The sequence below is a fragment of the Rhodobacter xanthinilyticus genome, assembly GCF_001856665.1.
Taxonomy (GTDB): domain Bacteria; phylum Pseudomonadota; class Alphaproteobacteria; order Rhodobacterales; family Rhodobacteraceae; genus Rhodobacter; species Rhodobacter xanthinilyticus.
Genome location: NZ_CP017781.1, coordinates 3,388,533 through 3,411,643, shown reverse-complemented (window position 1 = coordinate 3,411,643; position 23,111 = coordinate 3,388,533). Strand labels below are relative to the sequence as shown.

General features: G+C 65.9%; 29 protein-coding genes. 23 read left to right on the top strand and 6 right to left on the bottom strand.

The features are described 5' to 3' along the window. Positions 1 to 14: 14 nt before the first annotated feature. The 10 genes from LPB142_RS16520 (at position 15) to LPB142_RS16475 (ending at position 9,599) form a co-directional block, all read left to right on the top strand. Entirely contained in the window at positions 15 to 614 is a 600-nt protein-coding gene (locus LPB142_RS16520) for a hypothetical protein (RefSeq protein ID WP_071167040.1), read from the top strand. An 11-nt stretch (positions 615 to 625) separates the two neighbouring features. Next, on the top strand, positions 626 to 2,317 hold the full coding sequence (locus tag LPB142_RS16515; protein ID WP_071167039.1) for a DEAD/DEAH box helicase: 1,692 nt from the start codon (positions 626 to 628) through the stop codon (positions 2,315 to 2,317). Between the two features lie 212 nt (positions 2,318 to 2,529). After that, positions 2,530 to 2,730 carry a DUF6511 domain-containing protein gene (locus LPB142_RS16510; RefSeq protein ID WP_068767736.1) on the top strand — a complete coding sequence of 67 codons (201 nt, stop codon included), beginning with the start codon at positions 2,530 to 2,532 and terminating at the stop codon, positions 2,728 to 2,730. Beyond that, the gene (locus LPB142_RS16505) at positions 2,730 to 3,497 is read left to right on the top strand and encodes a hypothetical protein (protein WP_071167038.1); all 768 of its coding nucleotides are present in this window, start codon (positions 2,730 to 2,732) and stop codon (positions 3,495 to 3,497) included. Before LPB142_RS16510 ends, LPB142_RS16505 begins: the two co-directional genes overlap by 1 nt. After that, positions 3,494 to 5,791 carry an AAA family ATPase gene (locus LPB142_RS16500; RefSeq protein ID WP_083392783.1) on the top strand — a complete coding sequence of 766 codons (2,298 nt, stop codon included), beginning with the start codon at positions 3,494 to 3,496 and terminating at the stop codon, positions 5,789 to 5,791. The genes LPB142_RS16505 and LPB142_RS16500 overlap by 4 nt, the downstream gene beginning before the upstream one ends. A 467-nt stretch (positions 5,792 to 6,258) precedes the next feature. Beyond that, complete coding sequence (locus tag LPB142_RS16495; RefSeq protein ID WP_071167036.1) at positions 6,259 to 6,795, top strand: hypothetical protein; 537 nt, start codon at positions 6,259 to 6,261, stop codon at positions 6,793 to 6,795. Further along, positions 6,792 to 6,998 carry a hypothetical protein gene (locus LPB142_RS16490; protein WP_083392729.1) on the top strand — a complete coding sequence of 69 codons (207 nt, stop codon included), beginning with the start codon at positions 6,792 to 6,794 and terminating at the stop codon, positions 6,996 to 6,998. Before LPB142_RS16495 ends, LPB142_RS16490 begins: the two co-directional genes overlap by 4 nt. Then, on the top strand, positions 6,995 to 7,423 hold the full coding sequence (locus LPB142_RS16485; RefSeq protein WP_071167035.1) for a DUF6362 family protein: 429 nt from the start codon (positions 6,995 to 6,997) through the stop codon (positions 7,421 to 7,423). The genes LPB142_RS16490 and LPB142_RS16485 overlap by 4 nt, the downstream gene beginning before the upstream one ends. Before the next feature lie 412 nt (positions 7,424 to 7,835). After that, the gene (locus LPB142_RS16480) at positions 7,836 to 9,224 is read left to right on the top strand and encodes a site-specific DNA-methyltransferase (protein ID WP_071167034.1); all 1,389 of its coding nucleotides are present in this window, start codon (positions 7,836 to 7,838) and stop codon (positions 9,222 to 9,224) included. A 180-nt stretch (positions 9,225 to 9,404) separates the two neighbouring features. Beyond that, positions 9,405 to 9,599: a hypothetical protein gene (locus LPB142_RS16475; RefSeq protein WP_071167033.1), complete on the top strand. Its 195-nt coding sequence runs from the start codon at positions 9,405 to 9,407 to the stop codon at positions 9,597 to 9,599. Between the two features lie 7 nt (positions 9,600 to 9,606). On the opposite strand, the gene LPB142_RS19180 is transcribed toward LPB142_RS16475, so the two are convergent. Further along, positions 9,607 to 9,996 carry a hypothetical protein gene (locus LPB142_RS19180; protein ID WP_198037851.1) on the bottom strand — a complete coding sequence of 130 codons (390 nt, stop codon included), beginning with the start codon at positions 9,994 to 9,996 and terminating at the stop codon, positions 9,607 to 9,609. 75 nt (positions 9,997 to 10,071) lie between these two features. On the opposite strand from LPB142_RS19180, the gene LPB142_RS16465 reads away from it, so the two are divergent. The 3 genes from LPB142_RS16465 (at position 10,072) to LPB142_RS19970 (ending at position 11,266) form a co-directional block, all read left to right on the top strand. Next, entirely contained in the window at positions 10,072 to 10,455 is a 384-nt protein-coding gene (locus LPB142_RS16465) for a hypothetical protein (RefSeq protein ID WP_071167031.1), read from the top strand. Continuing rightward, the gene (locus LPB142_RS16460; RefSeq protein ID WP_071167030.1) at positions 10,452 to 10,661 is read left to right on the top strand and encodes a DUF7220 family protein; all 210 of its coding nucleotides are present in this window, start codon (positions 10,452 to 10,454) and stop codon (positions 10,659 to 10,661) included. Before LPB142_RS16465 ends, LPB142_RS16460 begins: the two co-directional genes overlap by 4 nt. A 116-nt stretch (positions 10,662 to 10,777) precedes the next feature. Continuing rightward, positions 10,778 to 11,266 (top strand): HNH endonuclease, encoded by a 489-nt coding sequence (locus LPB142_RS19970; RefSeq protein WP_394328602.1) that lies wholly within the window; start codon positions 10,778 to 10,780, stop codon positions 11,264 to 11,266. Between the two features lie 51 nt (positions 11,267 to 11,317). On the opposite strand, the gene LPB142_RS16455 is transcribed toward LPB142_RS19970, so the two are convergent. Both LPB142_RS16455 and LPB142_RS16450 read right to left on the bottom strand, forming a co-directional pair. Next, complete coding sequence (locus LPB142_RS16455; RefSeq protein ID WP_068767743.1) at positions 11,318 to 11,836, bottom strand: DUF3489 domain-containing protein; 519 nt, start codon at positions 11,834 to 11,836, stop codon at positions 11,318 to 11,320. A 95-nt stretch (positions 11,837 to 11,931) separates the two neighbouring features. Then, a complete protein-coding gene (locus tag LPB142_RS16450) occupies positions 11,932 to 12,156 on the bottom strand; it encodes a hypothetical protein (RefSeq protein WP_068767742.1) in 225 nt (74 codons plus the stop codon). 111 nt (positions 12,157 to 12,267) lie between these two features. Between LPB142_RS16450 and LPB142_RS16445 the strand changes: the two genes are divergently transcribed. From LPB142_RS16445 to LPB142_RS16425, 5 genes are read left to right on the top strand one after another with little or no spacing between them, the layout of a single operon-like run. Further along, positions 12,268 to 12,864 (top strand): hypothetical protein, encoded by a 597-nt coding sequence (locus LPB142_RS16445; protein WP_071167305.1) that lies wholly within the window; start codon positions 12,268 to 12,270, stop codon positions 12,862 to 12,864. After that, a complete protein-coding gene (locus LPB142_RS16440) occupies positions 12,812 to 14,815 on the top strand; it encodes a phage terminase large subunit family protein (RefSeq protein ID WP_071167029.1) in 2,004 nt (667 codons plus the stop codon). The genes LPB142_RS16445 and LPB142_RS16440 overlap by 53 nt, the downstream gene beginning before the upstream one ends. Beyond that, on the top strand, positions 14,806 to 15,027 hold the full coding sequence (locus tag LPB142_RS16435; RefSeq protein WP_231878966.1) for a phage head-tail joining protein: 222 nt from the start codon (positions 14,806 to 14,808) through the stop codon (positions 15,025 to 15,027). The genes LPB142_RS16440 and LPB142_RS16435 overlap by 10 nt, the downstream gene beginning before the upstream one ends. Continuing rightward, positions 15,027 to 16,538 (top strand): phage portal protein, encoded by a 1,512-nt coding sequence (locus tag LPB142_RS16430; RefSeq protein ID WP_071167028.1) that lies wholly within the window; start codon positions 15,027 to 15,029, stop codon positions 16,536 to 16,538. Before LPB142_RS16435 ends, LPB142_RS16430 begins: the two co-directional genes overlap by 1 nt. A 4-nt stretch (positions 16,539 to 16,542) precedes the next feature. Further along, a complete protein-coding gene (locus LPB142_RS16425; protein ID WP_232230921.1) occupies positions 16,543 to 18,576 on the top strand; it encodes a prohead protease/major capsid protein fusion protein in 2,034 nt (677 codons plus the stop codon). Positions 18,577 to 18,578: 2 nt separating this feature from the next. Here LPB142_RS16425 and LPB142_RS16420 read toward each other — a convergent pair whose 3' ends face one another. Then, positions 18,579 to 18,866 (bottom strand): type II toxin-antitoxin system RelE/ParE family toxin, encoded by a 288-nt coding sequence (locus tag LPB142_RS16420; protein ID WP_068765693.1) that lies wholly within the window; start codon positions 18,864 to 18,866, stop codon positions 18,579 to 18,581. Between the two features lie 6 nt (positions 18,867 to 18,872). Further along, complete coding sequence (locus LPB142_RS16415; RefSeq protein WP_068765694.1) at positions 18,873 to 19,112, bottom strand: ribbon-helix-helix domain-containing protein; 240 nt, start codon at positions 19,110 to 19,112, stop codon at positions 18,873 to 18,875. A gap of 71 nt (positions 19,113 to 19,183) precedes the next feature. Between LPB142_RS16415 and LPB142_RS16410 the strand changes: the two genes are divergently transcribed. Genes LPB142_RS16410 through LPB142_RS16400 form a run of 3 tightly spaced genes read left to right on the top strand, consistent with a single transcriptional unit; the run spans position 19,184 to position 20,462 of the window. Further along, complete coding sequence (locus tag LPB142_RS16410) at positions 19,184 to 19,519, top strand: DUF2190 family protein (protein WP_068765695.1); 336 nt, start codon at positions 19,184 to 19,186, stop codon at positions 19,517 to 19,519. After that, entirely contained in the window at positions 19,519 to 19,830 is a 312-nt protein-coding gene (locus LPB142_RS16405; RefSeq protein ID WP_068765696.1) for a head-tail joining protein, read from the top strand. Before LPB142_RS16410 ends, LPB142_RS16405 begins: the two co-directional genes overlap by 1 nt. A 5-nt stretch (positions 19,831 to 19,835) precedes the next feature. Next, positions 19,836 to 20,462, top strand: coding sequence for a DUF6441 family protein (locus LPB142_RS16400; RefSeq protein ID WP_068765904.1), 627 nt, complete (start codon positions 19,836 to 19,838; stop codon positions 20,460 to 20,462). Positions 20,463 to 20,467: 5 nt separating this feature from the next. On the opposite strand, the gene LPB142_RS18630 is transcribed toward LPB142_RS16400, so the two are convergent. Further along, entirely contained in the window at positions 20,468 to 21,616 is a 1,149-nt protein-coding gene (locus LPB142_RS18630; protein ID WP_083392727.1) for a YaaC family protein, read from the bottom strand. A 104-nt stretch (positions 21,617 to 21,720) separates the two neighbouring features. Here LPB142_RS18630 and LPB142_RS16395 point away from each other — a divergent pair, with 104 nt between their 5' ends. Both LPB142_RS16395 and LPB142_RS16390 read left to right on the top strand, forming a co-directional pair. Further along, positions 21,721 to 22,140 carry an acyl-CoA transferase gene (locus tag LPB142_RS16395; protein WP_068765697.1) on the top strand — a complete coding sequence of 140 codons (420 nt, stop codon included), beginning with the start codon at positions 21,721 to 21,723 and terminating at the stop codon, positions 22,138 to 22,140. Positions 22,141 to 22,164: 24 nt separating this feature from the next. Next, positions 22,165 to 23,103 carry a phage tail tube protein gene (locus tag LPB142_RS16390; protein WP_071167027.1) on the top strand — a complete coding sequence of 313 codons (939 nt, stop codon included), beginning with the start codon at positions 22,165 to 22,167 and terminating at the stop codon, positions 23,101 to 23,103. Positions 23,104 to 23,111: the final 8 nt, after the last annotated feature.

Genomic DNA, 23,111 nt, shown 5'->3' with positions numbered 1-23,111 from the left:
AGAGGAGACACCCCATGGGTTCCTGGAACGACTTCAACGACGCCCAGTCCAACACCAATCTCATCCCCAAGGGCACGCTGGCCAAGGTCCGCTTGACGATCCGCCCCGGCGGTTTCGACGATCCCTCGCAGGGCTGGACGGGCGGCTATGCCACGCGTGGCTCGACCGGCGCCGTGTACCTGAACGGCGAGTTCACGGTGACCGAAGGCCAATATGCCCGGCGCAAGATTTTCACCCTGATCGGCCTCTACAGCCCGAAGGGACCGGACTGGGCAAACATGGGCCGCAGCATGATCCGCGGCATGCTGAACTCGGCGCGCGGGATTTCCGACAAGGACCAGTCCCCGCAAGCGCAGGCGGCGCGGCGGATCAACGGGCTCGGGGATTTGGACGGGATCGAGTTCCTTGCCCGGATCGATGTCGGCACCGATGCCACCGGTGACGACAAGAACGAAATCCGCAGCGCGGTGACGCCGGACCATCGGGACTATGCCCAGCACATGGGGCTGGCGGCGCAACCGGGCTATCACCCGCCCGCGCAACCCGCGGCGCAGCAGCCGGTCCAGCAACAGCCCGCGTCGCCGGTGCCGGGTCGTCCCTCCTGGGCGCAGTGAGGGTCTGATCCATGCGCCTTCGCCCCCGTCAGAACCTGTTCGTGGAGCGCAGCCTCGCTGCGCTCTGCGATCACGGCAACACCCTCAGCATCGCCTCGACGGGCTTCGGCAAGACCATCGCCCTGTCGGCGGTCGTCGCCAAATCCCTCGAGGGCTGCGATGCCAAGGCCTGCATCCTCGCGCATCGCGACGAGTTGACCGCGCAGAACCGGGCGAAGTTCGGCCGGGTTGCGCCTGACATCACCACCTCCGTCGTCGATGCCGAGGCCAAGAGCTGGGCGGGGCGGGCGACCTTCGCAATGGTGCCGACCCTCTCGCGGCCCGCCAATCTGGCGGCGATGCCCGCGCTGGACCTCCTGGTCATCGACGAGGCGCACCATGCGGTGGCCGACAGTTATCGCCGGATCATCGACCATGTCCGGGACGCAAACCCCAACTGCCGGATCTTTGGCGTCACCGCCACACCCAACCGGGGCGACCGCAAGGGTCTGCGCGAGATCTTTGACAATGTCGGCGATCAGGTGCGCCTTGGCGAGCTGATCGCCTCCGGTCACCTCGTTCCACCCCGCACCTTCGTCATCGACGTGGGCGTGCAGGAACAACTGCGTGCCGTGCGCAAGAGCGCCGCCGACTACGACATGACCGAGGTCGCGCAGATCATGAACCGCGCGCCGGTGACCGACGAGGTGGTCCGCCATTGGCAGGAAAAGGCCAGCGAGCGGCCGACCGTGGTCTTCTGTTCCACCGTCGCCCATGCCGAAAACGTCGCGGCCGCCTTCAACGCCGCAGGGGTTTCGGCGGCCGTCATCCATGGCGATCTCGATGCTGGCATGCGCCGCCGCATCCTCTCCGCCTATGCCTCTGGCGAAATCCGCGTCATCGTCAATGTGGCTGTGCTGACCGAAGGCTGGGACCATCCGCCCACCTCCTGCGTCGTCCTGCTGCGCCCCAGTTCCTACAAATCGACCATGATCCAGATGGTCGGGCGGGGCCTGCGCACGGTCGATCCCGAGGAACATCCCGGTGTCGTGAAGACCGACTGCATCGTGCTGGATTTCGGGACGTCGAGCCTGATCCACGGCACGCTGGAACAGGATGTCGATCTGGACGGCAAGACCGAGACGGGTCAGGCGCCGACGAAAACCTGCCCGGCCTGCGAGGCGGAAATCCCGCTTGCCGCCATGGAATGCCCGCTCTGCGGCGAGGTGTTCGCGCGCGACCTTGAGGAATCCGGCGAAGGCCAGGATGCCATCCCTCTCTCGGGCTTCATCATGTCCGAGATCGATCTTCTGAAGCGATCGAGCTTCGCATGGGTCGATCTCTTCGGCGATGACGCCGCGCTGATGGCCAACTGCTTCAATGCCTGGGGCGGGATCTTCTTTCTCGACGGTCGCTGGCACGCGGTGGGCGGCGCGAAAGGCCGTGCGCCCCGGCTGCTGGGCGTTGGCGAGCGGGTGGTCTGCCTCGCACAGGCCGATGACTGGCTGAACGAATACGAGACCGGCGAAAGCGCCTTCAAATCGAAGGGCTGGCTGAAGCAGGCGGCGACCGAAAAGCAGCTGCAATACCTGCCGCCCGAGTTCCGGCAGGACTATGGCCTGACCCGCTATCGCGCCTCGGCGTTGATGACCTTCGGCTTCAACAAGCGCGAAATCCGCCAGCTCGTCGGCCGTGCCAGCCCGGACATCGGGAGGGCGGCGTGAACCATGTCGCGGAAGTCGCATCTGCACCCGACCAGGTTTCTGACCGTGCACGCCTCTGGCACCCACGCTTCGTGCCCTGCGCCGTCTGCCTGCGCCCCGCGCAAGGCTTCGGCTTCTTCAATCCCGCCAAACCACGCCCCCGCAAGCATCGCTGGTTCTGCTCGATGCCCTGCCAGGCATGGTTCGCGGCCCGCCATCGAAAGGGACAGATCATGCAGGGAATGACCGAGGAAGAGCGCGCGGCCATCGCGCTGGTGATGAAGCGACTGGGCCAGACGATGGACCGGATCGGCTGGGACAAGCGGCTCCGAGATCTCACGGCGGCTGACGTCTCCGCGCTGATCGAAGAGGTGCTCGAGGGCTATGGCGCCGAGATGTCGCGCATCGCCGCCACGGCGGAGGTGCCGTTCTGATGCTGGACTACAATCACCGCCCCGGCATTGCTGAGCGCGTCAACGCTGCCATCGATGCCGCGTTGATCGCCGAGCGCGAGGCCACGCCACCTCGAACCTATCTCGGCGCATCCCGGCTGGGCCATGCCTGCGAGCGCGCGCTGCAGTTCGAATTCGCGGGCGCGCCCAAGGACGACGGTGCGGATTTCGCCGGTCAGACGCTGCGGATCTTCGAGATCGGCCACCAACTCGAGGATCTGGCCATCCGTTGGCTGCGCGCGGCCGGGCTCGACCTCTACACCCGCAAGGGCAATCGCCCCGATGGCGAACAGTTCGGCTTTTCCGTCGCTGGCGGGCGCATCCGGGGCCATGTCGACGGGATCATTGCCGCGGCACCTGCGCCGCTGGGCATCGGCGTTCCCGCGCTCTGGGAATGCAAGACCATGAACGCGAAGAACTGGCGGGCCTGCGTCAAGGACGGGGTTGCTGTCGCGAAGCCCGTCTATGCCGCGCAGATCGCGCTCTACCAGGCCTACATGGAAGGGACGATCCCCGGCATCTCGGCCAATCCGGCGCTGTTCACCGCGATCAACAAGGACACGGCTGAACTGCACCACGAACTTGTGCCCTTCGACGCGGCTCTCGCGCAGCGCATGTCGGACCGGGGCGTGCGGATCCTGCAGGCGACCGACGCGGGCGAATTGCTGCCCCGCATCGCTGCCAATCGCGACTTCTTCGAATGCCGGTTCTGCCCATGGGCCGCGCGCTGCTGGGGACTGCCGGCATGACCGAAGACAACATCATCCACTTCAGCCCATGGCAGGATTTCAACGATGCCCCGGCGGCCGAGGACCCGTTTGGCGTGGAGCCTGACCCGGTCCAGATCGCGACGTTCCTCGATGTCGTGTTCGGCTGGTGCGAGGGCCAGATCCCGGTCCGAGGCTTTGTCGACATGGGGCAGGGCAAGGAGGGCCGACCGCACAACGTCTGGATGGACGCCGACGCCACAGCACCGGGCAAGCTTGTGACGTTCGCCAACTGGGCCTGGCGCGAAGGGGCCGCCGTCTATGTGATCCCCGGCACGGTCGCCGGGGCTGGGCAGGCCAAAGCCGCCGAAGTCCTGCAGATGCAAGCGCTGGTCGTTGATCTCGACGCGGGCGACATCCCCGCCAAGCTCGCCCATCTGCTGCGTCATCTGGGTCAACCCACCCTGATCATCGAGAGCGGCGGGCGGACGTCCGAAGGGGCCAGCAAGCTGCATGTCTGGTGGAAGATGACCGAACCCGCCGAGGGGTCGGCGCTGGCCAGCCTTTGCCGTCTGCGGGGCGAGATTGCCCTGAAGGTCGGCGGCGACACGCATTTTAGGTCGGCGCACCAACCGATCAGGGTGGCAGGCACTGTCTATCACAAGCATGGCCACCAGCGCCTGGTGCAAATCCGCGAGCACCATTCCGTCGAGGTCGATCTCGACGAGTTCGCAGAGCGCGTGGCCGAAATGCCGCCGATGCCGGGTGCCGGGATGGTCGCCAGCGGCAGTGTCACCCAGGACAAGCCCCGCCTCGACGACGTGCTGGTGACCCCGGTGCGCGAGGGCGGCCAGGACGACTGGTCCCGTTTTGAGGGGGCATCGGCCGCAATCGGCCATTTCATCCGCATGGTCCACGAGGGCCGGATGTCGAAGGACGAGGGCTGGCAGGCGATCTGCGGCTACAACGCCGCCATGTTGCGGCCCTCCTGGCCGATCGAGCGCCTGCAGCGCGAGTCCGAGCGGCTCTGGGATCTGCATGTGCAGAAGAATGGCCCGGCGCTGGTCCGCCTCGACAGCGCAGCCCCTGCGCCCAGTGAAATGCCCACGTTCACGCTCGGTGTGCTGCTGGACGATACCAGCCCGATGCCCGAGGACATCATTGCGCCGCGCGTGCTGACGCCGGGCGGGCTTTTGGTGCTTGGCGGTGCGCCGAAGGTCGGCAAGAGCGACCTGACGATCAGCTGGCTCGTGCACATGGCGGCCGGTCAGGCCTTTCTTGGCTTCACCCCGCCGCGCCCTCTGCGGGTGTTCTACCTGCAGGCCGAGATCCAGTATCATTATCTGCGCGAGCGGTTGAGCCAGATCGCGCTGCCCGCCAAGGTTCTGGCCGCCGCACGCGACACCTTCGTGGCGACGCCCAAGCTGAAGATGCTGCTCGACACCGATGGCAGCATGCGGGTGGCGCGCGCCATCCAGGCGGCCTTTCCGGATGCAGGCCCGGACATCATCTGCATCGATCCGATCCGCAACCTCTTCGACGGCGGGCCGGACGGCGGCGGCGAAAACGACAACACCGCCATGATGTTCTTCCTCAAGGACAGGGTCGAGGTGCTGCGGGATCACATCAACCCGGCCTGCGGCGTGATCCTGGTCCATCACACGCGAAAGCTGTCGAAGCAGCAGCTGAAGGACGATCCGTTCCTTGCCCTGTCGGGGGCAAGCGCGCTCAGGGGCTTTTACACCTCCGGCCTGATCCTGCACCGGCCGGACGAGGACGCACCAGAGCGCAAGCTCGAGATCGAGCTCAGGAATGGCCCCGCGCTGCCCTCGAAGCTGATCGACAAGGTTGGCGGCCAGTGGGTCGAGATCAACCCGATGAACGAGCGCCTGGTCCGCGCCGAAGTCGGCGCGAAATACGACGCCGAGCGCCTGCGCAAGCAGGAAGTGATCCTCTCCATCCTGCTCGAGGAGGCGGCCGAGGGGCGTCTCTATACCGCCAACCAGTTCGCAGAAGTCTTCGAGAACAAAGGCGGTCTGGGCGGCAAGGATGCCATCCGCGACCGGATCGCCGTGCAAGCCACCAAGGGCACTATCAAGTTCGTCCGCAACGCCGCCCCTTACGGGCTTGGGCCCTCACGCTCGCGCTTCGGCTACCTCTGCGTCGAGGGAATGGTCATGCCCACGGGCGCCGAGGAGGTCGATCCGGAGACCGGTGAAGTCAGCCCCGCACGCGTTGCGGTGCTGCCGACCCACTACAAGTCGCCGCAGACCGGCGCGCTTCTCGAGGTCGAGAACCCGCATGTCTGGGTCTATCCGGTGGAGGAACGGCCATGATCACCCCCGATACCTGCTTTGCGCTGAATTGCGCAGAGGCCAGTTTGAACCAGATTGGCCATCTCACCGAAACTGCCTCGCCATCCCCACGCAGGACCACGCAGGGGCCAGTTGTGACCAGTTTCGGCCCGCTTCCGAAACTGCCCCCTCAGGATTGCGAGGATGCCGCAAAGGCTACGCTGCAACCAGTTTCGGCAGGACCGACCGAAAACGACCTCCCGAAACTGGAATTCCTGTTTCCTGTCAGTGTCTTGTCCCGCTCTCCAAGTTTCGGGGGTGAAACCACCCCCTACGGGGGTGGGGGAGAACGCCGCAGGCGGGTTCTCCCACGCCCACCCCCAGGGGTTCCGCGCGTGCGGCCCGTCGCAGGTCTGACCACCCGACCTGACAAACGCAGCCCCGACTTTCCGCAACATTCACCCGATGTCGCCTTTCACCGAGCAGCCAACCAGAAGAGGAGACCACCCATGGCTGACCTGACCTTCGCCACCCAACCCCATGTGGCCATCCCTGATCTGCCCACCGCCGTCCGGTCAGGCCGCACCCTGCTGGCCCTCGACCTTGGCACCACGACTGGATGGGCGCTGCAGGGCCTTGATGGGCTGATCACCAGCGGCACCGTCTCCTTCCGTCCCGGCCGCTACGACGGCGGCGGTATGCGCTATCTGCGGTTCACCAACTGGCTGGGTGAGTTGGACCGTCTGTCCGGGCCCATCGCATCCATCTGGTTCGAAGAGGTTCGTCGCCACGCAGCAACTGACGCCGCTCATGTCTATGGCGGGCTGATGGCCACGCTGACCGCATGGGCCGAACTGCGCGGCGTGCCTTGCGAAGGGGTGCCAGTCGGCACCATCAAGCGTCACGCCACTGGCAAGGGCAACGCCGACAAGGCGGCGATGATTGCTGCAGCCCGGGCGAGGGGGTTCAGCCCCGCCGATGACAACGAGGCTGATGCCATCGCGATCCTGTTCTGGGCGCTCGAGACCAAGGGGGGCCTGCAATGACCGGGATGCGTTTTGCGCCGAAAGGCTATGGCGGCCGTCGTCGGAACCCCGATGAGGTCAAGCGTGATGGCTGGCGCGAACAGCGCGTTCTGGCCGTCGCCCTCGACGATCACCGCCTGACCTGGCCCGAGCGGGAACTGGTGCGCCAGTTGGGCGAGAAGCTTTATGGCCCGGCCACCGGCGGGCGGGAGGTGCAGCGATGACCGTCTGGACCCCCGCGCTGGTCGAGGAACGGCTGGCCGAAGCCGCTTTCGTCCTGAAACGTCTGCCCGAGGCCCGCAGGCAGGGCTACTTCAGCACTTGGCCTGCGGTCCTGCACAGCTTTGGCGCCAAGGTGGGACAGGAGCCCAAGCCGATGCGCGTGCTGCCCTCGCCGCAAGCGATCAGCCGCATGGAGGAAACGCTGACCTGGACCGCCTGCCTCGAGCCCGTGGACGGTCGCATCGTCTGGATGAAAGCCCATGGCGAGCGGTGGAAGGAGATCTGCTGGTCCGCGGGGCTGCACCGGTCGGCCGCGCATCAGCACTGGCAATTCGGTCTCGCGGTGATCGCCCTCACTCTCAACAAGCGGCGGTTCAACCGCAACCTTTCGAAGCAGCGGGTGATCGCGCTGGCCAGTGGCGCGTAAACCTTCGCGCCAGATGGAAAATTGTCCGCCGGACAGTTTTCGAAGGGACAGAAAGCCCTCTCCCGGGATAGAAAGTTGATATGCTCGGGAGAGGAGCGCGCGGGGCAGGGGGCCACTGGCTTCCGGTATCCAGCGAGAGTCCGGTCGGGGTCCAGCCCCGGCGAGTTGGCGGTTCCTTCCTGGCCATATTCGTATGCTGGCGGGCGAAGCGCGGCACATCGCTAGCGACAGGGCCGGATTTTTGGGAAGCCACCCGGAAGCCGGAGCCACCTGAACCCGCCTGAAACACCGCAAAATCAAACCCTTGAAGCTGGACACCCCAGGTGGCCGCTGGACCCCGCGTGGAGTCCAGTCCGGACCCCGGAGTCCGGAAGCCAAGGGTATCCGCCCTGATCCGAGGACTGACCCGACGATGACGCTGAGCTTTGCCCCAGATCGGATCGAGATGTGGCCGCTGTCACGGCTGCAGCCCTATGCCCGCAATGCGAAGGCGCACGGGCCGGACCAGGTCGCGAAGATCGCCGCCAGTATGGCGGAGTTCGGATGGACCGTGCCCTGCCTCGTGGCCGAGGGCGGCGAGTTGATCGCGGGCCATGGCCGGGTGCTGGCGGCGACGCAGCTCGGACTCACCGAAGCGCCGGTGATCGTGCTGGGGCACCTGACCGAGGCACAGCGGCGGGCTTACCGGATTGCGGACAACAAGCTGACCGAACTAGGCACTTGGGACGAGGCGCTGCTGTCGGCGGAACTGAACGATCTGCTGGCCGAGGATTTCGACCTCTCGCTGGTCGGCTTCTCCGACGGCGAACTCGACAAGCTGCTGGCCTATGTGCCGGAGGGGGACGGGGAAGAAGGTGGCGCCGGGGGCTCCGTGCCGCCGGTGACCATCCCCGAGCCGCCGCGCAACCCGGCGTCGCGCACCGGTGATCTCTGGATCCTCGGCGACCATCGCCTCCTCTGCGGTGATAGCACCAGCGCGGCCGATGTGCGCCGCCTGATGAATGGCGAGCGGGCAATCCTGTTCGCGACCGACCCGCCATACCTCGTCGACTACGACGGCTCGAACCATCCCACACGCAACAAGGATTGGTCCGCGTCCTACGGCACCACGTGGGATGACAGTTCGCAGGGCGCCGAGCTCTATGACGGCTTCATCGCGGCGGCCGTGGCCGAGGCGATCACCGAGGATGCGGCCTGGTACTGCTGGCACGCCTCGCGCCGCCAGGCGATGCTCGAGGCCTGCTGGGAAAAGGCCGGTGCCTTTGTGCATCAGCAGATCATCTGGGTGAAGGATCGCGGTGTCCTGACCCGGTCGCATTACCTCTGGAAGCATGAGCCCTGTTTCATGGGCTGGCGCCGCCCGAACCGCCCGCCGAAGGTCGCCGAACAGACGCTCCCCTCAACTTGGGAGATGCCGTCCTTCGCCAAGGACGAGCGGCCTGACCACCCGACGCCGAAACCGCTCGACGCCTTCGGGATCCCAATGCGCCAGCATGTTGCGCGGGGCGGGCTCTGCTACGAGCCGTTCTGCGGCTCCGGCTCGCAGATCGTGGCGGGCGAGGCCAACGGCCGCCGAGTCTTCGCGATGGAGATCAGCCCGGCCTACATCGACGTCGCCGTCGAACGCTGGCAGGCCGACACGGGTCGCGAGGCGATCCTCGATGGCGACGGTCGGACCTTCGCTGAGGTGAGAACCGAGCGGCTGGGCGACGACGCCGACGCCTCCACCGGCGCCCCGGCCGATACGCCGGACACGGACACCGCCCCCGAACCCGCGCGAAAGCGCAAGACCGCCGCGTGACATGCATGACCTGGCTTTACCTTCCTCCGGAAACGCTTCCGGGGCCGGAGACGCATGTCTCTTCGGCCTCTCCCTCTGCTCCGGCGCAAGCGGGCTCCTGCAGGAGCGTGACAGCGTTGCAGACGCGGAGCCAGTCTGAAACAATCGCGTTAGATAGGGCCGGTTTCACGAGGTTGGACAATGTCGGACGGGAAGATTCGATTCGAAGTGGTGCGTGTCGCGAATGTCAAAGCTGCGGAAAGGCGGGATGCCGTGTTCTTTGAGGTTCACGAGCTATTCGAGGTTGATGGCGTCGAGAAGCGGCATAGAAATGCCGATATTTATTTCGAGACTCGTGCAGAAGCAGAAGAATGGGTGAAAAATCAAGAAGAGTAGGAGGCGTTTAATCTCCCCGGCGTTTCCGCGTAAAATCTGCCATAAACTTCGGTGCAAGCAAGAATGTCATGAAGTCAAATTTTGCGCCGGGCATATTTGGGCACGCCCGAATATGCTCTTCAATGACATTCTGAAGCGCTTCGCAGTATGGTTTTCGCTCAAGGCTCGCCGCCACGAAATCGACAAAGAGACTTTCTTTTTCTTGAGGGAAAGTTGGGTAAACATCGTGAAGCGCCAAGCTGAGCTGCGTAAGCTTCATATGCATCTCGTGGTGTTTCTGGACTGGATCTTCAATATCTACTGCCTCGCGTAGAGCGTCGTAGGCAATGACCATGGTTTCCTGAAGGTCATTGCTGATCCTACGTTGCTCGCGCTGTCTATTGAAAAATCCGAACAAAATCTGCCCCATCGATAAGTAGACTGGTCCACGCCGAGTATCGCCGCATTCGCGATACACGGCAACCAGTGTTCTATGACCGCGCTCTGGCCGACGCCAATGGCGAACGACGGCTGCAAGCCGAGCGCGGGCAACCGCAGGAGTGCCGATCTGACCCATGCGGCCGGGATGTGGATGACGCCGACGGCGCGCGATCACAAGGACGGGGCGACGACACTGGCGAACACGCCGGTGAACGGCTTGCTTGGCCGCCAGGTCCTGGTGACGCCGATGGCTGGGCGCGATACCTCCGAGCCGCGCCGGACCTTGAACCCGCTGTTCGTCGAGGCGCTGATGGGCTGGCCCACCGGGTGGACCGGCTTCGCCTCTGTGGCAACGGCGTGGTCCCCCTGGTTGCGGCGCATGCGCTGCGAACTCTGGCGGCTGAATTGCTGGCCGATGGATGAGGTGGCGGGATGACGCAATCGCGCCTCATGTCGCTGGTCGAGTCCGTCGCCAACGTGATCGTCGGCTACGGCGTCGCCGTCGTCACGCAGATCCTGATCTTCCCGGTCTTCGGGCTGCACACGACGCTGGCGCAGAACCTGAAGATCGGTGCTGTGTTCACGGTGGTAAGCATCGCGCGGTCCTACGTCCTGCGGCGGCTGTTCGAAAGCTTCCGTTGACGTGATGCGGGACGATCATTTATCCTGACACTGCTGCGAATTTGGCTTTGGCCGAATTGAGTGAGCCAGCGGCTACTCTGACCTGAGGTCTTGTCCTGCAGGTTTCGCGGTCCGGCATGCGGAGCCACGGATCACCGGGCCTCGCGCGAGCAGGAGCTTCCAGCCGGGGAGCGTCCGTTACGGGCGTCGCGCATTCGCTTCTCACGAAGTCGAATGAAAGGACCCGTGTCATGGGATCTGTTAAACGTATCCGTCAAAGGAAGATGATGGCCCAAGGTGGCCGCTGCTACTATTGCGGCCTGCCAATGTGGGACGATGCTGTTGAAGCCGCATCTTCTCAACGAAACCACAAAACGAGGCGGACATCAAAGGCGCTACGCTGCACCGCCGAGCATCTACACGCCCGCTCCGACGGTGGTCGCGACACTGATGAGAACATCGTTGCGGCCTGTTTGTACTGCAACAGCCAGCGACATAAGCGGAAGAGCCCACCCTCGCCTGAAGAGCATCGCGTGTATGTCCAGAAGCGCATGGCAGCCGGAAAGTGGCTGCTGGCGCAGGTGTCATTGGTCGGTCTCACAGCTACACTGACGAAGCCATCGTAGATACAGGCCGCCGCCCGGTCGGGGTGGCGGCGTAGCATTTGCGGCGTTGGGTCAGGCGGCGGGAAGCCTGTATACCCGCCCGCGACCCTCGACCTTCTCCGAGGTCACCTCGAGCCCGAGCTTTTTCTTCAGAGCACCGGCCATCGCGCCGCGCACCGTGTGCGACTGCCAGTCCGTCGCTACCATGATTTCCTCGATTGTGGCGCCGTCCGGTGCCCGCAACATTTCAATCAGCGCTTCCTGCTTGGTGCCCTTCCGGCGCTGGCTCGGCGCGGTGACGGTTTCAGCGGGTGTCGTGGTAGCCTCGGGCTCGGTGATCCCGAGGGTGCTTTGTGCCAGCGGCGTCGCGCGAAGGGTGATCGGGCCGCGCGCCTCGTCGTGCCGCCAGACGGTGTTCAGGTCGGTGGCCGGGATTTCCTCGATCAGCCCGAGCTTCAGGAGGCTCTTGCAGACATTGCCGACGGCGCCGCCCTTCAGCTTGGCGGTAACGGGAAAGACCGCGCTATCGTCGCGCGCGCACGCGGCAGAAAGGATCACGGCTTGGGTGTCGGTCAGTTGGATCTGGGGCATGGGGTCGTCTCCTTGATCGTGGCCGCGACCTTCGCAGCCCTTCTACGACCCAAAGCCGCGCAGGGCGCGCGGCGGGGTTCTGGCGTCGCGGGTGGTCAGATGGCGTGTTCGCCTTCCTTGAAGGCGCAGTCGGTGATCTCGCGCAGCTTGGCGCGGTAGTGGTTCAGGGTGCCGACGTGGCCCCAGTTGATCTCGTCGGGGCTGGTCTCGAAATGGTCGGCGCTCAAGGCGGCGAGCCGTTCGAGCATCGCGTTGATCTCGGACTTCGCTGCTATGAAGGCGTCGAGGGCCTTGGAATTGTCAGTGGCGCGGCGGGTCATTCTGGTGGCTCCGTGGTGAGTTGCATCGTTTCGTTGGAGACACGTTCGCTCTGTCCGCGATGCTTATCAACGAGATAAGCACATGATCTTGAATGATAATCGGAGCCGATGATGCAGGGCATGAGCGAGCGCCAGTACGCCGCCCATGTCGGGCTGTCGCGGGGCGCGATCCAGAAGGCGAAGACGGCTGAGCGGCTGGTTCTCTATCCGGACGGCAGCATCAATGCGGCCGCCAGCGACGCACGCCGGGCGGAAACAACCGATCCGTCGAAGACGAGAAAGCCTCCCGAACCGAAGCTGAAGCCTGTCCCCGAGGCGGCGGTGGCCGCCGTCGGCGACACGCTCCGCGAGCAGGGGTTGGCGGTTCCGGCCGTCGGTGGCGGGACGACCTTCCTGCAGGCCAAGACCGCCAACGAGGTACTGAAGGCGCAGGAGCGGCGCATCCGGCTGCAGAAGCTGAAGGGGGAGTTGATCGAGCGGGCCCGCGCGCTGGCGCTGGTGTTCCGGCTGGCGCGGGAGGAACGGGACACGTGGGTGACTTGGCCCGCGCGTGCGGCGGCTCTGATGGCGGCCGAGCTTTCGGCGTCGTGCCGCGACGCGACGGGCCAGCAGATCACCGTGGAGCCAGCCGCGATGCAGAAGGTCCTGGAGAAACATGTACGCGCCCACCTCGACGAACTCGCCGAGGTCCGGCCCGACTTCCGGTGACGATGATGGCCTGACCGACTTCGACGGCGCGAGCGAGATCCTGCGCGCCTGGGGCAACGGGCTGCGGCCCGACCCGGACCTGACCGTCTCGGAATGGGCGGACCGGCACCGGATGCTCTCTGGCCGCGCCTCGGCCGAACCCGGGCGGTATCGCACGGTGCGCACGCCCTACATGCGCGAGATCATGGACCGGCTGTCGCCCGGTGATCCCACGCAGCGGATCGTGTTCATGAAGGCCGCGCAGGTCGGCGCGACCGAGGCGGGCAACAACTGGATCGGCTTCGCGATCCACCAGGCGCCGGGGCCGATGCTGGCCGTCCAGCCGACCGTGGAACTGGCCAAGCGCAACTCGCGGCAGCGGATCGACCCGCTGATCGACGAGAGCCCCGAGTTGCGGGAGCGGGTGAAGCCTGCGCGATCCCGCGACGCGGGCAACACGATGCTGTCCAAGGAGTTCGCGGGCGGCATCCTGATCATGACCGGGGCGAACTCGGCGGTGGGGCTGCGGTCCTCCCCGGCGCGGTACATCTTCCTCGACGAGGTCGACGCCTATCCAGCCTCGGCCGACGAGGAAGGCGATCCGGTTACGCTGGCCGAGGCAAGGTCGCTGACCTTCGCCCATCGCCGCAAGGTGTTCCTGGTCTCGACCCCGACGATCCGGGGGCTGAGCCGGATCGAGCGTGAGTTCGAGGCCAGCGACCAGCGGCGGTACTTCGTGCCGTGCCCGCATTGCGGTGCGATGCAGTGGCTGAAGTTCGACCGGCTGCGCTGGCAGAAGGGCAAGCCGGAGACGGCGGAATATCACTGCGAGGGCTGCGACGCGGCAATCGCGGAGCACCACAAGACGGCGATGCTGGAGGGCGGCGAATGGCGGGCGACCGCCACGGCCGCCGATCCGACCACGGTCGGATATCACCTCTCGGCGCTCTATTCGCCGATCGGCTGGCTGAGCTGGGAGCGGATCGTGCGATCATGGGACGCGGCCAAAGGGTCGGATGAAGCGATCAAGGCGTTCCGCAACACGATCCTCGGCGAGACATGGGTCGAGACCGGGGAAGCGCCCGACTGGCAGCGGCTTTACGACCGGCGCGAGCGCTGGACATCCGGCACGGTGCCTGCGGGCGGGCTGTTTCTGACGGCCGGGGCCGACGTCCAGAAGGACCGGATCGAGATCGATGTCTGGGCCTGGGGGCGCGGACTGGAAAGCTGGCTCGTCGATCACGTCGTCATCGAGGGCGGGCCGGATCGGCATGACGCCTGGTCGGAACTGACCTCGCTCTTGGATCGAGGTTGGCCGCACGAACGCGGGGCGCATTTGCGCATCGCGCGGCTCGCGATCGACACCGGCTACGAGGCCCCGGCGGTCTATTCCTGGTCGCGGGCGCAAGGGTTCGCGCAGGTGTCGCCGGTCAAGGGGGTCGAGGGGTTCAACCGCTCGAGCCCGGTCTCGGGGCCGACCTTCGTCGACGCGACCGAGGGCGGCAAACGCCTGCGGCGCGGGGCCCGGCTCTGGACCGTGGCGGTGTCCACCTTCAAGGCCGAGACGTACCGCTTCCTGCGGCTGGCGCGGCCGACCGAGGAAGAACGCGCCGCGGGCGCGGCCTTTGCGCCAGGCACAATCCACTTGCCGACATGGGTCGAAAGCGAGTGGCTGAAGCAGGTCGTGGCCGAGCAACTGGTAACGGTCCGCACGAAGCGTGGCTTCGCCAAACTCGAATGGCAGAAGCTGCGCGAGAGGAACGAGGCGCTGGATTGCAGGGTCTATGCCCGCGCCGCCGCCTGGATCGCGGGCGCGGACCGCTGGTCTGAGGAGAAATGGCGTGACCTCGAGGATCAGCTCGGGGCCGCCCCCACCGACACCGATCCCGCCGGGCAGATCAACCGGCCGGGACAGGCCCCGCAAGGCAAGCGCCGCTCCGACTGGCTTGGACGGCGGGAGGGATGGTTCTGAAGATGACCGACTGGACGGAATCCGAGCTCTCGGCGCTGCGCCGGGCCTATGCCAGCGGCACGACCCGGGTCAGCTATGACGGCAAGTCCGTCGACTACGGCTCGGCCGAGGATCTGCTGGCGCGCATTCGGACCATCGAGCGCGCCATCGCGGGCACCACACGGCCGCTGCCGGTGGCCGGGCTGGCGGGCTTCTCGCGCGGAGATCGCTGATGTCGGCGACCTGGTTCGATCACGCCATCGCGACGGTGGCGCCGCGCATGGCGGCTCGGCGCGTGATAGCGCGTCAGGCGTTCGAGACGCTGACGCGGGGGTATGACGGCGCCGCGCGCGGGCGGCGGACCGAGGGCTGGCGCGCTCCGGGATCCTCCGCCGACACCGAGATCGGCGTCGCCGGGGCGCTGCTGCGCGATCGGATGCGGGATCTGGTGCGCAACAACCCGCATGCGGCCAAGGCCGTGGCGGTGTTGGTCAACAACATCATCGGCGCGGGCATCATGCCGCGCGCCGCCAGCGGCGACGACACGCTCGACCGGAAGGTCGACGCGCTCTTCGAGCGCTGGACGGCGGAGTGCGATGCCGATGGTCAGCTCGATTTCTACGGGCTGCAGACGCTGATCTGCCGCGAGATGGTCGAGGCGGGCGAGGTCCTGGTGCGCCGCCGCCTGCGGCGTGCGAGCGACGGCCTTCCGGTGCCGCTGCAATTGCAGGTGCTGGAGGCCGACTTCCTCGACGCCTCGAAATCCGGCGTCCTCGGCGCGGGACGCCTCGTGCAGGGGATCGAGTTCGACCCGGTCGGCAAACGCCGGGCCTACTGGCTCCATGCCGAACATCCCGGCGACGCCTATGGGGCCTTGCAGAACGGTCTGCAGAGCCGCCCGGTCCCGGCGACCGAGATCGCGCACATCTACGAGAAGCAGCGCACGCAGGCACGCGGCGTTCCCTGGGGCGCGCCGGTGATCCGGTCGTTGCGCGACCTCGACGATTACGAGGTTGCCGAACTGGTCCGCAAGAAGACCGAGGCCTGCGTCACCGCCATCGTCTTCGGCGACGACGAGGCGCAGCAGGGCATCGCGCCCTCGGTGGTCGATGCCGACGGCAATCGGGTCGAGCAGTTCGAGCCGGGGCTGATCGCCTATGCGCGTGGTGGCAAGGACATCCGCTTCAACCAGCCATCGGCGACGGGGGGCTACGGCGAATACAAGCGGGCCAGCCTGCACACGATCTCGGCCGGGTTCCGGGTGCCCTACGAGCTGCTGACCGGCGATCTCAGCCAGGTCAACTATTCCTCGATCCGGGCGGGCCTCGTCGAGTTCCGCCGGATGATCGACGCCGTCCAATGGCAGCTGTTCATTCCGATGTTCTGCGCGCCGGTCTGGCGCTGGTTCACGGAAGCGGCATGGGCCGCAGGCCAGATCCCGTCGCCGGATGTCCCGGTCGAATGGCAACCGCCGAAGTTCGAGGCGGTCGATCCGCAGAAGGATGCGATGGCCGACCTGCTGGCGATCCGGACCGGCACCATGACGCTGGCGCAGGCCATTGCCCGGCAGGGCCACAACCCGGACGCGGTGCTGGCCGAGATCGCCGCGACCAACGCCAAGCTCGACGGCCTCGGCCTCGTGCTCGACAGCGATCCGCGCCGCGTCACCAAGACCGGCAGCGCGCAGGCGGGCGAGCCGACCAGTGCCCCGGACGCCCCCGCATCCGAACCAGAGAAGGAATAGGGCCATGCCCGACACGATCATGGCGGCCCCGGTCGCCCTGCCGATGCAGCTGCGGCGCGCGCCCATCCTGCCTGCGACCGTCAATTCCGAGGCGCGTTCGGTCGACGTCGTCTTCACCACCGGCGCGGCCGTCCGGCGGCGGCGTTGGACCGGCTGGGACACCTCCGTGCCCTTCGACGAGATCCTCGAGGTCAGCGACCGAGCTGTGGATCTGACGCGCCTCAATGCCGGGGCCCCGGCGCTCGACAGCCATTCGGTCTGGTCCTCGCATTCGCAGGTGGGCGTGGTCGAACGCGCCTGGATCGAGGGCAAGGAAGGCAAGGCCACCATCCGCTTTCCCCGCGAGGGGCTGGACCAGGCCGCCGACCGGATGTTCGGCCTGATCAGCGACGGCATCATCCGCAACGTCTCGGTCGGCTATTCCATCGAGCGGGTGAAGGTGGTCGAGCCCGCCGCCAAGGGGGAGGTCGAACAGCGCATCGTCGAACGCTGGACCCCGCTTGAGGTCAGCTTCGTGACCGTCCCCGCCGATCCCCGCGCGCAGGTCCGCGCCGCCGATCAGGCCAATTATCCCGTCGAGATCGTCGACACCCGCATGCAAAAGGAGGCATCCATGCCTGAGAACACGACCATCGTGGCCGGGGATGTCCCCGCCTTGACCGAGACCCGCCAGCCGCCCGTCGCGGCCCCGGCGCAGGCCGAACAGGTCGCTGCGCGCATGCCGGAACCGTCACCTGCGCCGGACAGCGAGGCCATCGCGACCCGCGCTCGCGAGGCCGAGCGCGACCGCGTCTCTACCATCTACGATCTGACCGGCCGCCTGAACCTCGAGCGCAGCTTCGCCGAGGATCTGGTCAAGCGCGGCGTCAGCGTGGACGAGTCCCGCCGCCTGATCCTCGACCAGGTCGCGGCGAAATCCGACGAGACCCGGACCTTCCCGCATGTCTCCGTCCCCCTCTGCGGCCGGGACGAGCGCATCACACGTCGCGACGCCGTGGCGAACGCGCTCCTGCACCGCTACAGCCCGACGCTGTTCCCGCTGGAGGATGCCGCCCGCCAGTATCGCGGCATGACGCTGCTGGAACTGGCCCGCGAAAGCCTCGGCAATGCCGGGGTGAACACGCGCGGCCTCTCGCGTGACGAGGTGGCGACGCGCGCGCTGCATTCAACCTCCGACTTCCCCGAGATCCTGTCGGCCGTCACCAACAAGACGCTGCGGCAGGCCTATGACGCCTATCCCCGCACCTTCGCGCTCTTCTGCCGCCAGGTGCTGGCCACCGACTTCAAGTCAATGCACCGCGTTCAGCTGGGCGAGGCGCCGCAGCTGCTCGAGGTCGGCGAAAGTGGTGAGTTCAAGCGCGGCACCCTCGGCGAGAGCAAGGAAAGCTACCGCGTGAAGACCTATGGTCGTGTCGTGGCCATCACCCGCCAGGTGCTGATCAACGACGACCTCGACGCCTTCACCCGCATCCCTGCGATGTACGGCAACTCCATCGCGCAGCTGGAGAGCGACGTGGTCTGGGGCATCATCACCTCGAACCCGGCGATGGCCGACGGCAACGCGCTCTTCCACACCTCGCACAAGAACCTCGCGAGCACTGGCGCCGCGCTGGATGTGGCGAGTGTCGGCGCGGCCCGGGCGGCGATGGCGCTGCAGACCGGCCTCGACAAGAAGACGGTGCTGAACATCCGTCCCGCCTTCCTGATCGTCCCCGCAGCCCTCGAACTGAAGGCCGAGCAGCTGGTCGCCCAGAACCTGGTGCCGGCCGACAGCGCCAAGGTGGTCCCGCAGTCGATCCGTACGCTGTCGCCGATCAGCGAACCGCGCCTCGATGCGGCCAGTGCCACCTCCTGGTATCTGGCGGCCTCGCCCAACCAGATCGACACCATCGAATACGCCTATCTCGAGGGCCAGCAGGGCGCCTACATCGAGACCCGCAACGGCTTCGACGTCGACGGCGTGGAGATCAAGTGCCGTCTCGACTTCGGCGCCAAGGCCATCGACTGGCGCGGCCTCTACAAGAATCCTGGAGCGTAAGGTCAGAAGAGACCGTAAAGGTCGCGCCGCCCGTGCACGGCGCGGACGATCTCGATGTCGTCGCCGTCGATGCGGTAGAGCAGCAGATACGAACCGCTGACCAGATAGCGCAGCCCGGGGCGGATATCGTCCCGGGCCGGACCCATCTGCGGGTTGTCCGCGAGGTGGCTGGCGACCTCGTCCAGCCTGTCGAGCACACGGTCGGCGGCGGCCGGATCGTCCTCGGCGATATGCGTCCAGATGTCGATCAGGTCGTCGCGGGCCGCCCGCGTGAAGAACACCCGGGCCATGAAAGATCAGGACAGGCTGCGGCGGCTGCGCGCCTCGCGCTTGATATCGGCCATCGTCGTGCCCGGCTCGGCGCGGCCGCTGGCGATCCCGGCATCCCAGAGGTCACCCACGACCCGCCGCGCCCGCCATTCGCGCAAGGCCTCGCGGACCACCTCGCTCGACGAGGCATAGGCGCCGCTGCCCACGGCTTCCTGCAAGAGAGCCGCGTGCTCGTCGGTAATCGAAATGCTGATCTTGCCGGCCATGTCCGATCCTCCTGCCACAAAGGTAGGAAAAATTCGCACTCCTTGCAACCACGATCCAGAGGGAAATCCCCATGAAAACCTACGTTCAGCCCGGCAACACCATCACCCTGACCGCGCCCTATGCAGTCGCTTCCGGCGATGGCCTGCTCGTCGGTTCCATCTTCGGCGTGGCCGCTGGCACCGCTGCCCTTGGCGAAACCGTCGAGGCCGCGCTTGTGGGCGTCTACGAGCTGAAGAAGCTAGGCTCGCAGGCTTGGGCCGTCGGCGACCGCATCTACTGGGACAACACCGCCCGCCAGACCACCAAGGTCACAACCTCGAACACGCTGATCGGCGTGGCGACCGAGGCGGTAGCGGGCGGCGCGGGCGATGTGGTCGGCCGGGTACGGCTGAACGGGGCCTTCTGATGAGCGCCTTCGCCGCCGCCGTGGGCGCGCTCTTTGCCGATCCGAACATGGGGCGGGATGCGATCTACTTCGCCGATGGCGGTGCGCCGGTCCTCGTGCGCATCGTCGCCCGGCGTGCCGATGCGGTCACAGACTACGGTGATGCGCGACTCTGGTCCGAAACCACCCGGATCGATCTGCGCGCGGCCGAGGTACCAGCCCCGCGCCCGGGCGACCGGATCGAGATCGACGGCGATGCCTTCCTCATCCAAGGCGAGCCGGTCCGCGACCGCGAGCGGCTGGTCTGGACCGTCGATCTGCGCCCGGCATGACCGCGATGCGCGTGAACCTCGACATCGATCCCGATATCGTCGCGATGATGGCCGCCGAGGTCGCGGCGGGGGAACGCGCCGTGTCGGCTGCGATCCGTGAGGCCGGAACCGGGCTGAAGGCGGCTTGGCGGCAGCAGATCACCGGCGCGGGCCTTGGGGCCCGGCTTGCCCGCACCATCCGGTCGGAGCAGTTCCCCAAAGGCACGCCCAGCCTCAACGCTGCGGCCGTCGTATGGTCCAACGCCCCGGTCATCGTCGGCGCGCACGATACCGGCCCGCTGATCCGCTCAAAGAACGGCTTCTGGCTGGCGATCCCCACGCCTGCCGCAGGCAAGTCTCTGCGCGGCGGCCGGATCACCCCCGGCGAGTGGGAACGCCGCACCGGCCTGCGCTTGCGGTTCATCTATCGACGCAGGGGCCCGAGCCTGCTGGTGGCCGAGGGGCGTTTGAACACCAAGGGCCGCGCCGTCGCGTCACGGTCAAAGACCGGCCGGGGTGTCGTCACCGCGCCGATCTTCCTGCTGGTGCCGCAGGTGAAGCTCCCGAAGCGGCTGGATCTGGCGCGGGACGCGGAGCGGGCGCACGCCGCCGTGCCGGGGCTGATCGTGGCGAAGTGGGTGGCGTCAAAATGACTTGCTCATACAATTGATGGCTTTGTCACGTCACGCTTCGCAAACTCCGAAGCCATCAAGTAAACAAATTGAGATGGCTGACCAGATATGAACTCTGATATCCTTGGTCCTAGCGGTCCATCCAGCGCAGAACGCAGCACATTGGGTCGATATCGCGTGATAGAACCGAAGTAAAACGCGGTAGCATAAATGGACGCTATTTGTGGAAGCACCTGCGGCCGATCAGCTGGTGGAACAAGATAAAGGTAGTTCCTACGGAAGGGGGCGCTACTGCCGACAGTCATCCAGATCCGATCCTTTACTGACGCAGCCAGTTCAGAAGCGTGATCGACCCCGTGTCGGCCATAGTTGATCGGGACAGTTTGCTCAAAGCAGATCAATGGTCTTCCAGATTTATTCAGGTTGCAGCGAACCTTGCGATAGTTCGGCGCCAGCCCAGAATTATTCAACACATCGTTCTGAGTAAAGCCAAGGCGTTTAACATCGTCAGCAAATAGAAGAACCCTCAGCCATACTTGGCGGCGTCGCCGGTTCTCGCAAAACTGTATGTCGTGTATAGAGATGAATCTTTCGGCACTTCCTGTTGCGCTGGCCCAAAGTCTATGACCAGAAAGAATTTGCGGCAGAAGCACTGAGACTGGTATTTGCAGACCGGCGGCGGCTATTCTTGGAACTCCCAGAGCGGCCATGAACTCGTCGAAAGCTTGAAGTTGTCCTCGTCCGTTTGGAGATGCCCAAAACTGGATTACTGCGTCATCAAACTCGCGGCCACCAGCAGGTACGGTTTCGTTCACGCCATGCATGATGTTCGGCAGTGATGCATGGATGCCCCGGCATATAGTGAAGGCTTTGGCGAGATTTAGAAAGCTGTAGTAAAGCTGGACCGGCTTGGCACCGTCAATTGGTGAGCTCTGTGCAGAGGTGAAGAAATCACGCGCTTGGTCAATATAAGAGTGAGCCTCTTGCCGTGATGCCAAATTTGCTACCTGCTCGGTTATGGAGTGGCGCATCATTCCCCAGGGATCGGCGGCAAAGAGAAGAGACTGTAGTGTTGGTCTGGGAACAGTAGGTGCCGTCGGCCAGAATGAGAATGGAACGGTTCTACTATAAGCCTTGAGCTCTATTCCGTCACGGGCTTCAGGCAGCAAAGGCATTTTCGGTTACTTCCTTCTGTTGGAACTCGATTTGATTGCAGCGTTCAGGCCGCACTTTTCCTCTTCAATCGAGGCTACACTGTTGAGGGTAGGAGGAGAAGCGATTGCCCACCCCCCGCGAAAACATCCTCGCCGCGCTGTACGCGCGGCTTTCGGCGCTGCCAGCCACCGCCTTGCGCGGTGACGTGCTGCCTGAACGCGTGCCGACCGCAGGTCTCCTGATCCTGCGCGATGGCGAGCCGGGCGAGCCCGAGGTCACGCTGTCGCCGCTGCGCTATCACTATCAGCACCGAGCCGAGATCGAGGCGGTCGTCCAAGGCGCAGCGCGTGACACGACCTTCGACACCCTCTGCGCCAGCATCGGCGCGGCGCTTGCCGCCGACCGCACGCTGGGCGGCCTCTGCGACTGGGTCGAGGCGGAAGCGCCGCGCCCGGTCGATCTGCCGGTCGAGGGTGCCGCCAGCCTGAAGGCGGCGGTGCTCCCGGTCATCCTGCACTATTCCACGGCCGATCCGCTGGCCTGACCCCACCCACGATAGGAGAACACGATGGCACGAGCCCATGGGGCGAGGGCGCAAATGGCGCTTGCGTTCGAGACTGTCTACGGCACCGCACCCGCCACCGGCTACCGCACGGTGCCCTTCGCCAGCACCACGCTTGGCTCCGAACAGCCGCTGATCGCCTCGGAACTGCTTGGCCAGGGGCGCGATCCTCTGGCCCCTATCAAGGACGCGGTCACCGCCGACGGTGATGTCGTCGTGCCGATCGATGTTGAGAACTTCGGCCTCTGGCTGAAGGCCGCCTTCGGTCAGCCCACAACCACCGGCACGACGCCCAAGACCCACACCTTCCAGTCCGGCAACTGGACCCTGCCGAGCATGGCCATCGAGACGGCGATGCCCGAGGTGCCGCGCTATGCGATGTACACTGGCTGCGTCTGCGATCAGTTGTCGTGGCAGATGGCGCGCTCTGGCCTGCTGACCGCCACGGCCCGACTGGTAGCGCAGGGCGAGAACGTCGCGGCGGCAACGGCCGCAGGCACGCCCACCGCGCTGGCGCTGCAGCGGTTCGGGCATTTCAACGGCGCGATCACTCGCAACGGCACGCCTCTCGGCAACGTCATTTCCGCCGAGGTGACCTATTCCAACGGCCTCGACCGGATCGAGACCATCCGCTCGGACGGGCGCATCGAAGGGGCCGACCCCGGCATGGCCGCGCTGACGGGGCGGGTGGAGGTGCGCTTTGCCGATACCGCCCTGATCACGCAGGCCATCGACGGCACGCCCTGCGAGCTGGTCTTCGCCTGGAGCCTCGGCGCCAACGCCAGCTTCACCTTCACCGCCCATGCCGTCTACCTGCCGCGCCCCCGCATCGAGATCCCGGGCCCGCAGGGCATCCAGGCCACCTTCGACTGGCAGGCGGCCAAGGCCACCAGTCCCGCCCGGATGTGCACCGCCGTCCTCGTCAACACCGTCGCAACCTATTGAGAAGGCAC

What these genes read in the sequence shown, in the direction of transcription:
- LPB142_RS16520 (WP_071167040.1), top strand. Translation starts at nt 15, where the DNA reads ATGGGTTCCTGGAACGACTTCAACGACGCCCAGTCCAACACCAATCTC.
- LPB142_RS16515 (WP_071167039.1), top strand. Translation starts at nt 626, where the DNA reads ATGCGCCTTCGCCCCCGTCAGAACCTGTTCGTGGAGCGCAGCCTCGCT.
- LPB142_RS16510 (WP_068767736.1), top strand. Translation starts at nt 2,530, where the DNA reads ATGCAGGGAATGACCGAGGAAGAGCGCGCGGCCATCGCGCTGGTGATG.
- LPB142_RS16505 (WP_071167038.1), top strand. Translation starts at nt 2,730, where the DNA reads ATGCTGGACTACAATCACCGCCCCGGCATTGCTGAGCGCGTCAACGCT.
- LPB142_RS16500 (WP_083392783.1), top strand. Translation starts at nt 3,494, where the DNA reads ATGACCGAAGACAACATCATCCACTTCAGCCCATGGCAGGATTTCAAC.
- LPB142_RS16495 (WP_071167036.1), top strand. Translation starts at nt 6,259, where the DNA reads ATGGCTGACCTGACCTTCGCCACCCAACCCCATGTGGCCATCCCTGAT.
- LPB142_RS16490 (WP_083392729.1), top strand. Translation starts at nt 6,792, where the DNA reads ATGACCGGGATGCGTTTTGCGCCGAAAGGCTATGGCGGCCGTCGTCGG.
- LPB142_RS16485 (WP_071167035.1), top strand. Translation starts at nt 6,995, where the DNA reads ATGACCGTCTGGACCCCCGCGCTGGTCGAGGAACGGCTGGCCGAAGCC.
- LPB142_RS16480 (WP_071167034.1), top strand. Translation starts at nt 7,836, where the DNA reads ATGACGCTGAGCTTTGCCCCAGATCGGATCGAGATGTGGCCGCTGTCA.
- LPB142_RS16475 (WP_071167033.1), top strand. Translation starts at nt 9,405, where the DNA reads ATGTCGGACGGGAAGATTCGATTCGAAGTGGTGCGTGTCGCGAATGTC.
- LPB142_RS16465 (WP_071167031.1), top strand. Translation starts at nt 10,072, where the DNA reads ATGACCGCGCTCTGGCCGACGCCAATGGCGAACGACGGCTGCAAGCCG.
- LPB142_RS16460 (WP_071167030.1), top strand. Translation starts at nt 10,452, where the DNA reads ATGACGCAATCGCGCCTCATGTCGCTGGTCGAGTCCGTCGCCAACGTG.
- LPB142_RS19970 (WP_394328602.1), top strand. Translation starts at nt 10,778, where the DNA reads ATGCGGAGCCACGGATCACCGGGCCTCGCGCGAGCAGGAGCTTCCAGC.
- LPB142_RS16455 (WP_068767743.1), bottom strand. Translation starts at nt 11,836, where the DNA reads ATGCCCCAGATCCAACTGACCGACACCCAAGCCGTGATCCTTTCTGCC.
- LPB142_RS16450 (WP_068767742.1), bottom strand. Translation starts at nt 12,156, where the DNA reads ATGACCCGCCGCGCCACTGACAATTCCAAGGCCCTCGACGCCTTCATA.
- LPB142_RS16445 (WP_071167305.1), top strand. Translation starts at nt 12,268, where the DNA reads ATGCAGGGCATGAGCGAGCGCCAGTACGCCGCCCATGTCGGGCTGTCG.
- LPB142_RS16440 (WP_071167029.1), top strand. Translation starts at nt 12,812, where the DNA reads ATGTACGCGCCCACCTCGACGAACTCGCCGAGGTCCGGCCCGACTTCC.
- LPB142_RS16435 (WP_231878966.1), top strand. Translation starts at nt 14,806, where the DNA reads ATGGTTCTGAAGATGACCGACTGGACGGAATCCGAGCTCTCGGCGCTG.
- LPB142_RS16430 (WP_071167028.1), top strand. Translation starts at nt 15,027, where the DNA reads ATGTCGGCGACCTGGTTCGATCACGCCATCGCGACGGTGGCGCCGCGC.
- LPB142_RS16425 (WP_232230921.1), top strand. Translation starts at nt 16,543, where the DNA reads ATGCCCGACACGATCATGGCGGCCCCGGTCGCCCTGCCGATGCAGCTG.
- LPB142_RS16420 (WP_068765693.1), bottom strand. Translation starts at nt 18,866, where the DNA reads ATGGCCCGGGTGTTCTTCACGCGGGCGGCCCGCGACGACCTGATCGAC.
- LPB142_RS16415 (WP_068765694.1), bottom strand. Translation starts at nt 19,112, where the DNA reads ATGGCCGGCAAGATCAGCATTTCGATTACCGACGAGCACGCGGCTCTC.
- LPB142_RS16410 (WP_068765695.1), top strand. Translation starts at nt 19,184, where the DNA reads ATGAAAACCTACGTTCAGCCCGGCAACACCATCACCCTGACCGCGCCC.
- LPB142_RS16405 (WP_068765696.1), top strand. Translation starts at nt 19,519, where the DNA reads ATGAGCGCCTTCGCCGCCGCCGTGGGCGCGCTCTTTGCCGATCCGAAC.
- LPB142_RS16400 (WP_068765904.1), top strand. Translation starts at nt 19,836, where the DNA reads ATGCGCGTGAACCTCGACATCGATCCCGATATCGTCGCGATGATGGCC.
- LPB142_RS18630 (WP_083392727.1), bottom strand. Translation starts at nt 21,616, where the DNA reads ATGCCTTTGCTGCCTGAAGCCCGTGACGGAATAGAGCTCAAGGCTTAT.
- LPB142_RS16390 (WP_071167027.1), top strand. Translation starts at nt 22,165, where the DNA reads ATGGCACGAGCCCATGGGGCGAGGGCGCAAATGGCGCTTGCGTTCGAG.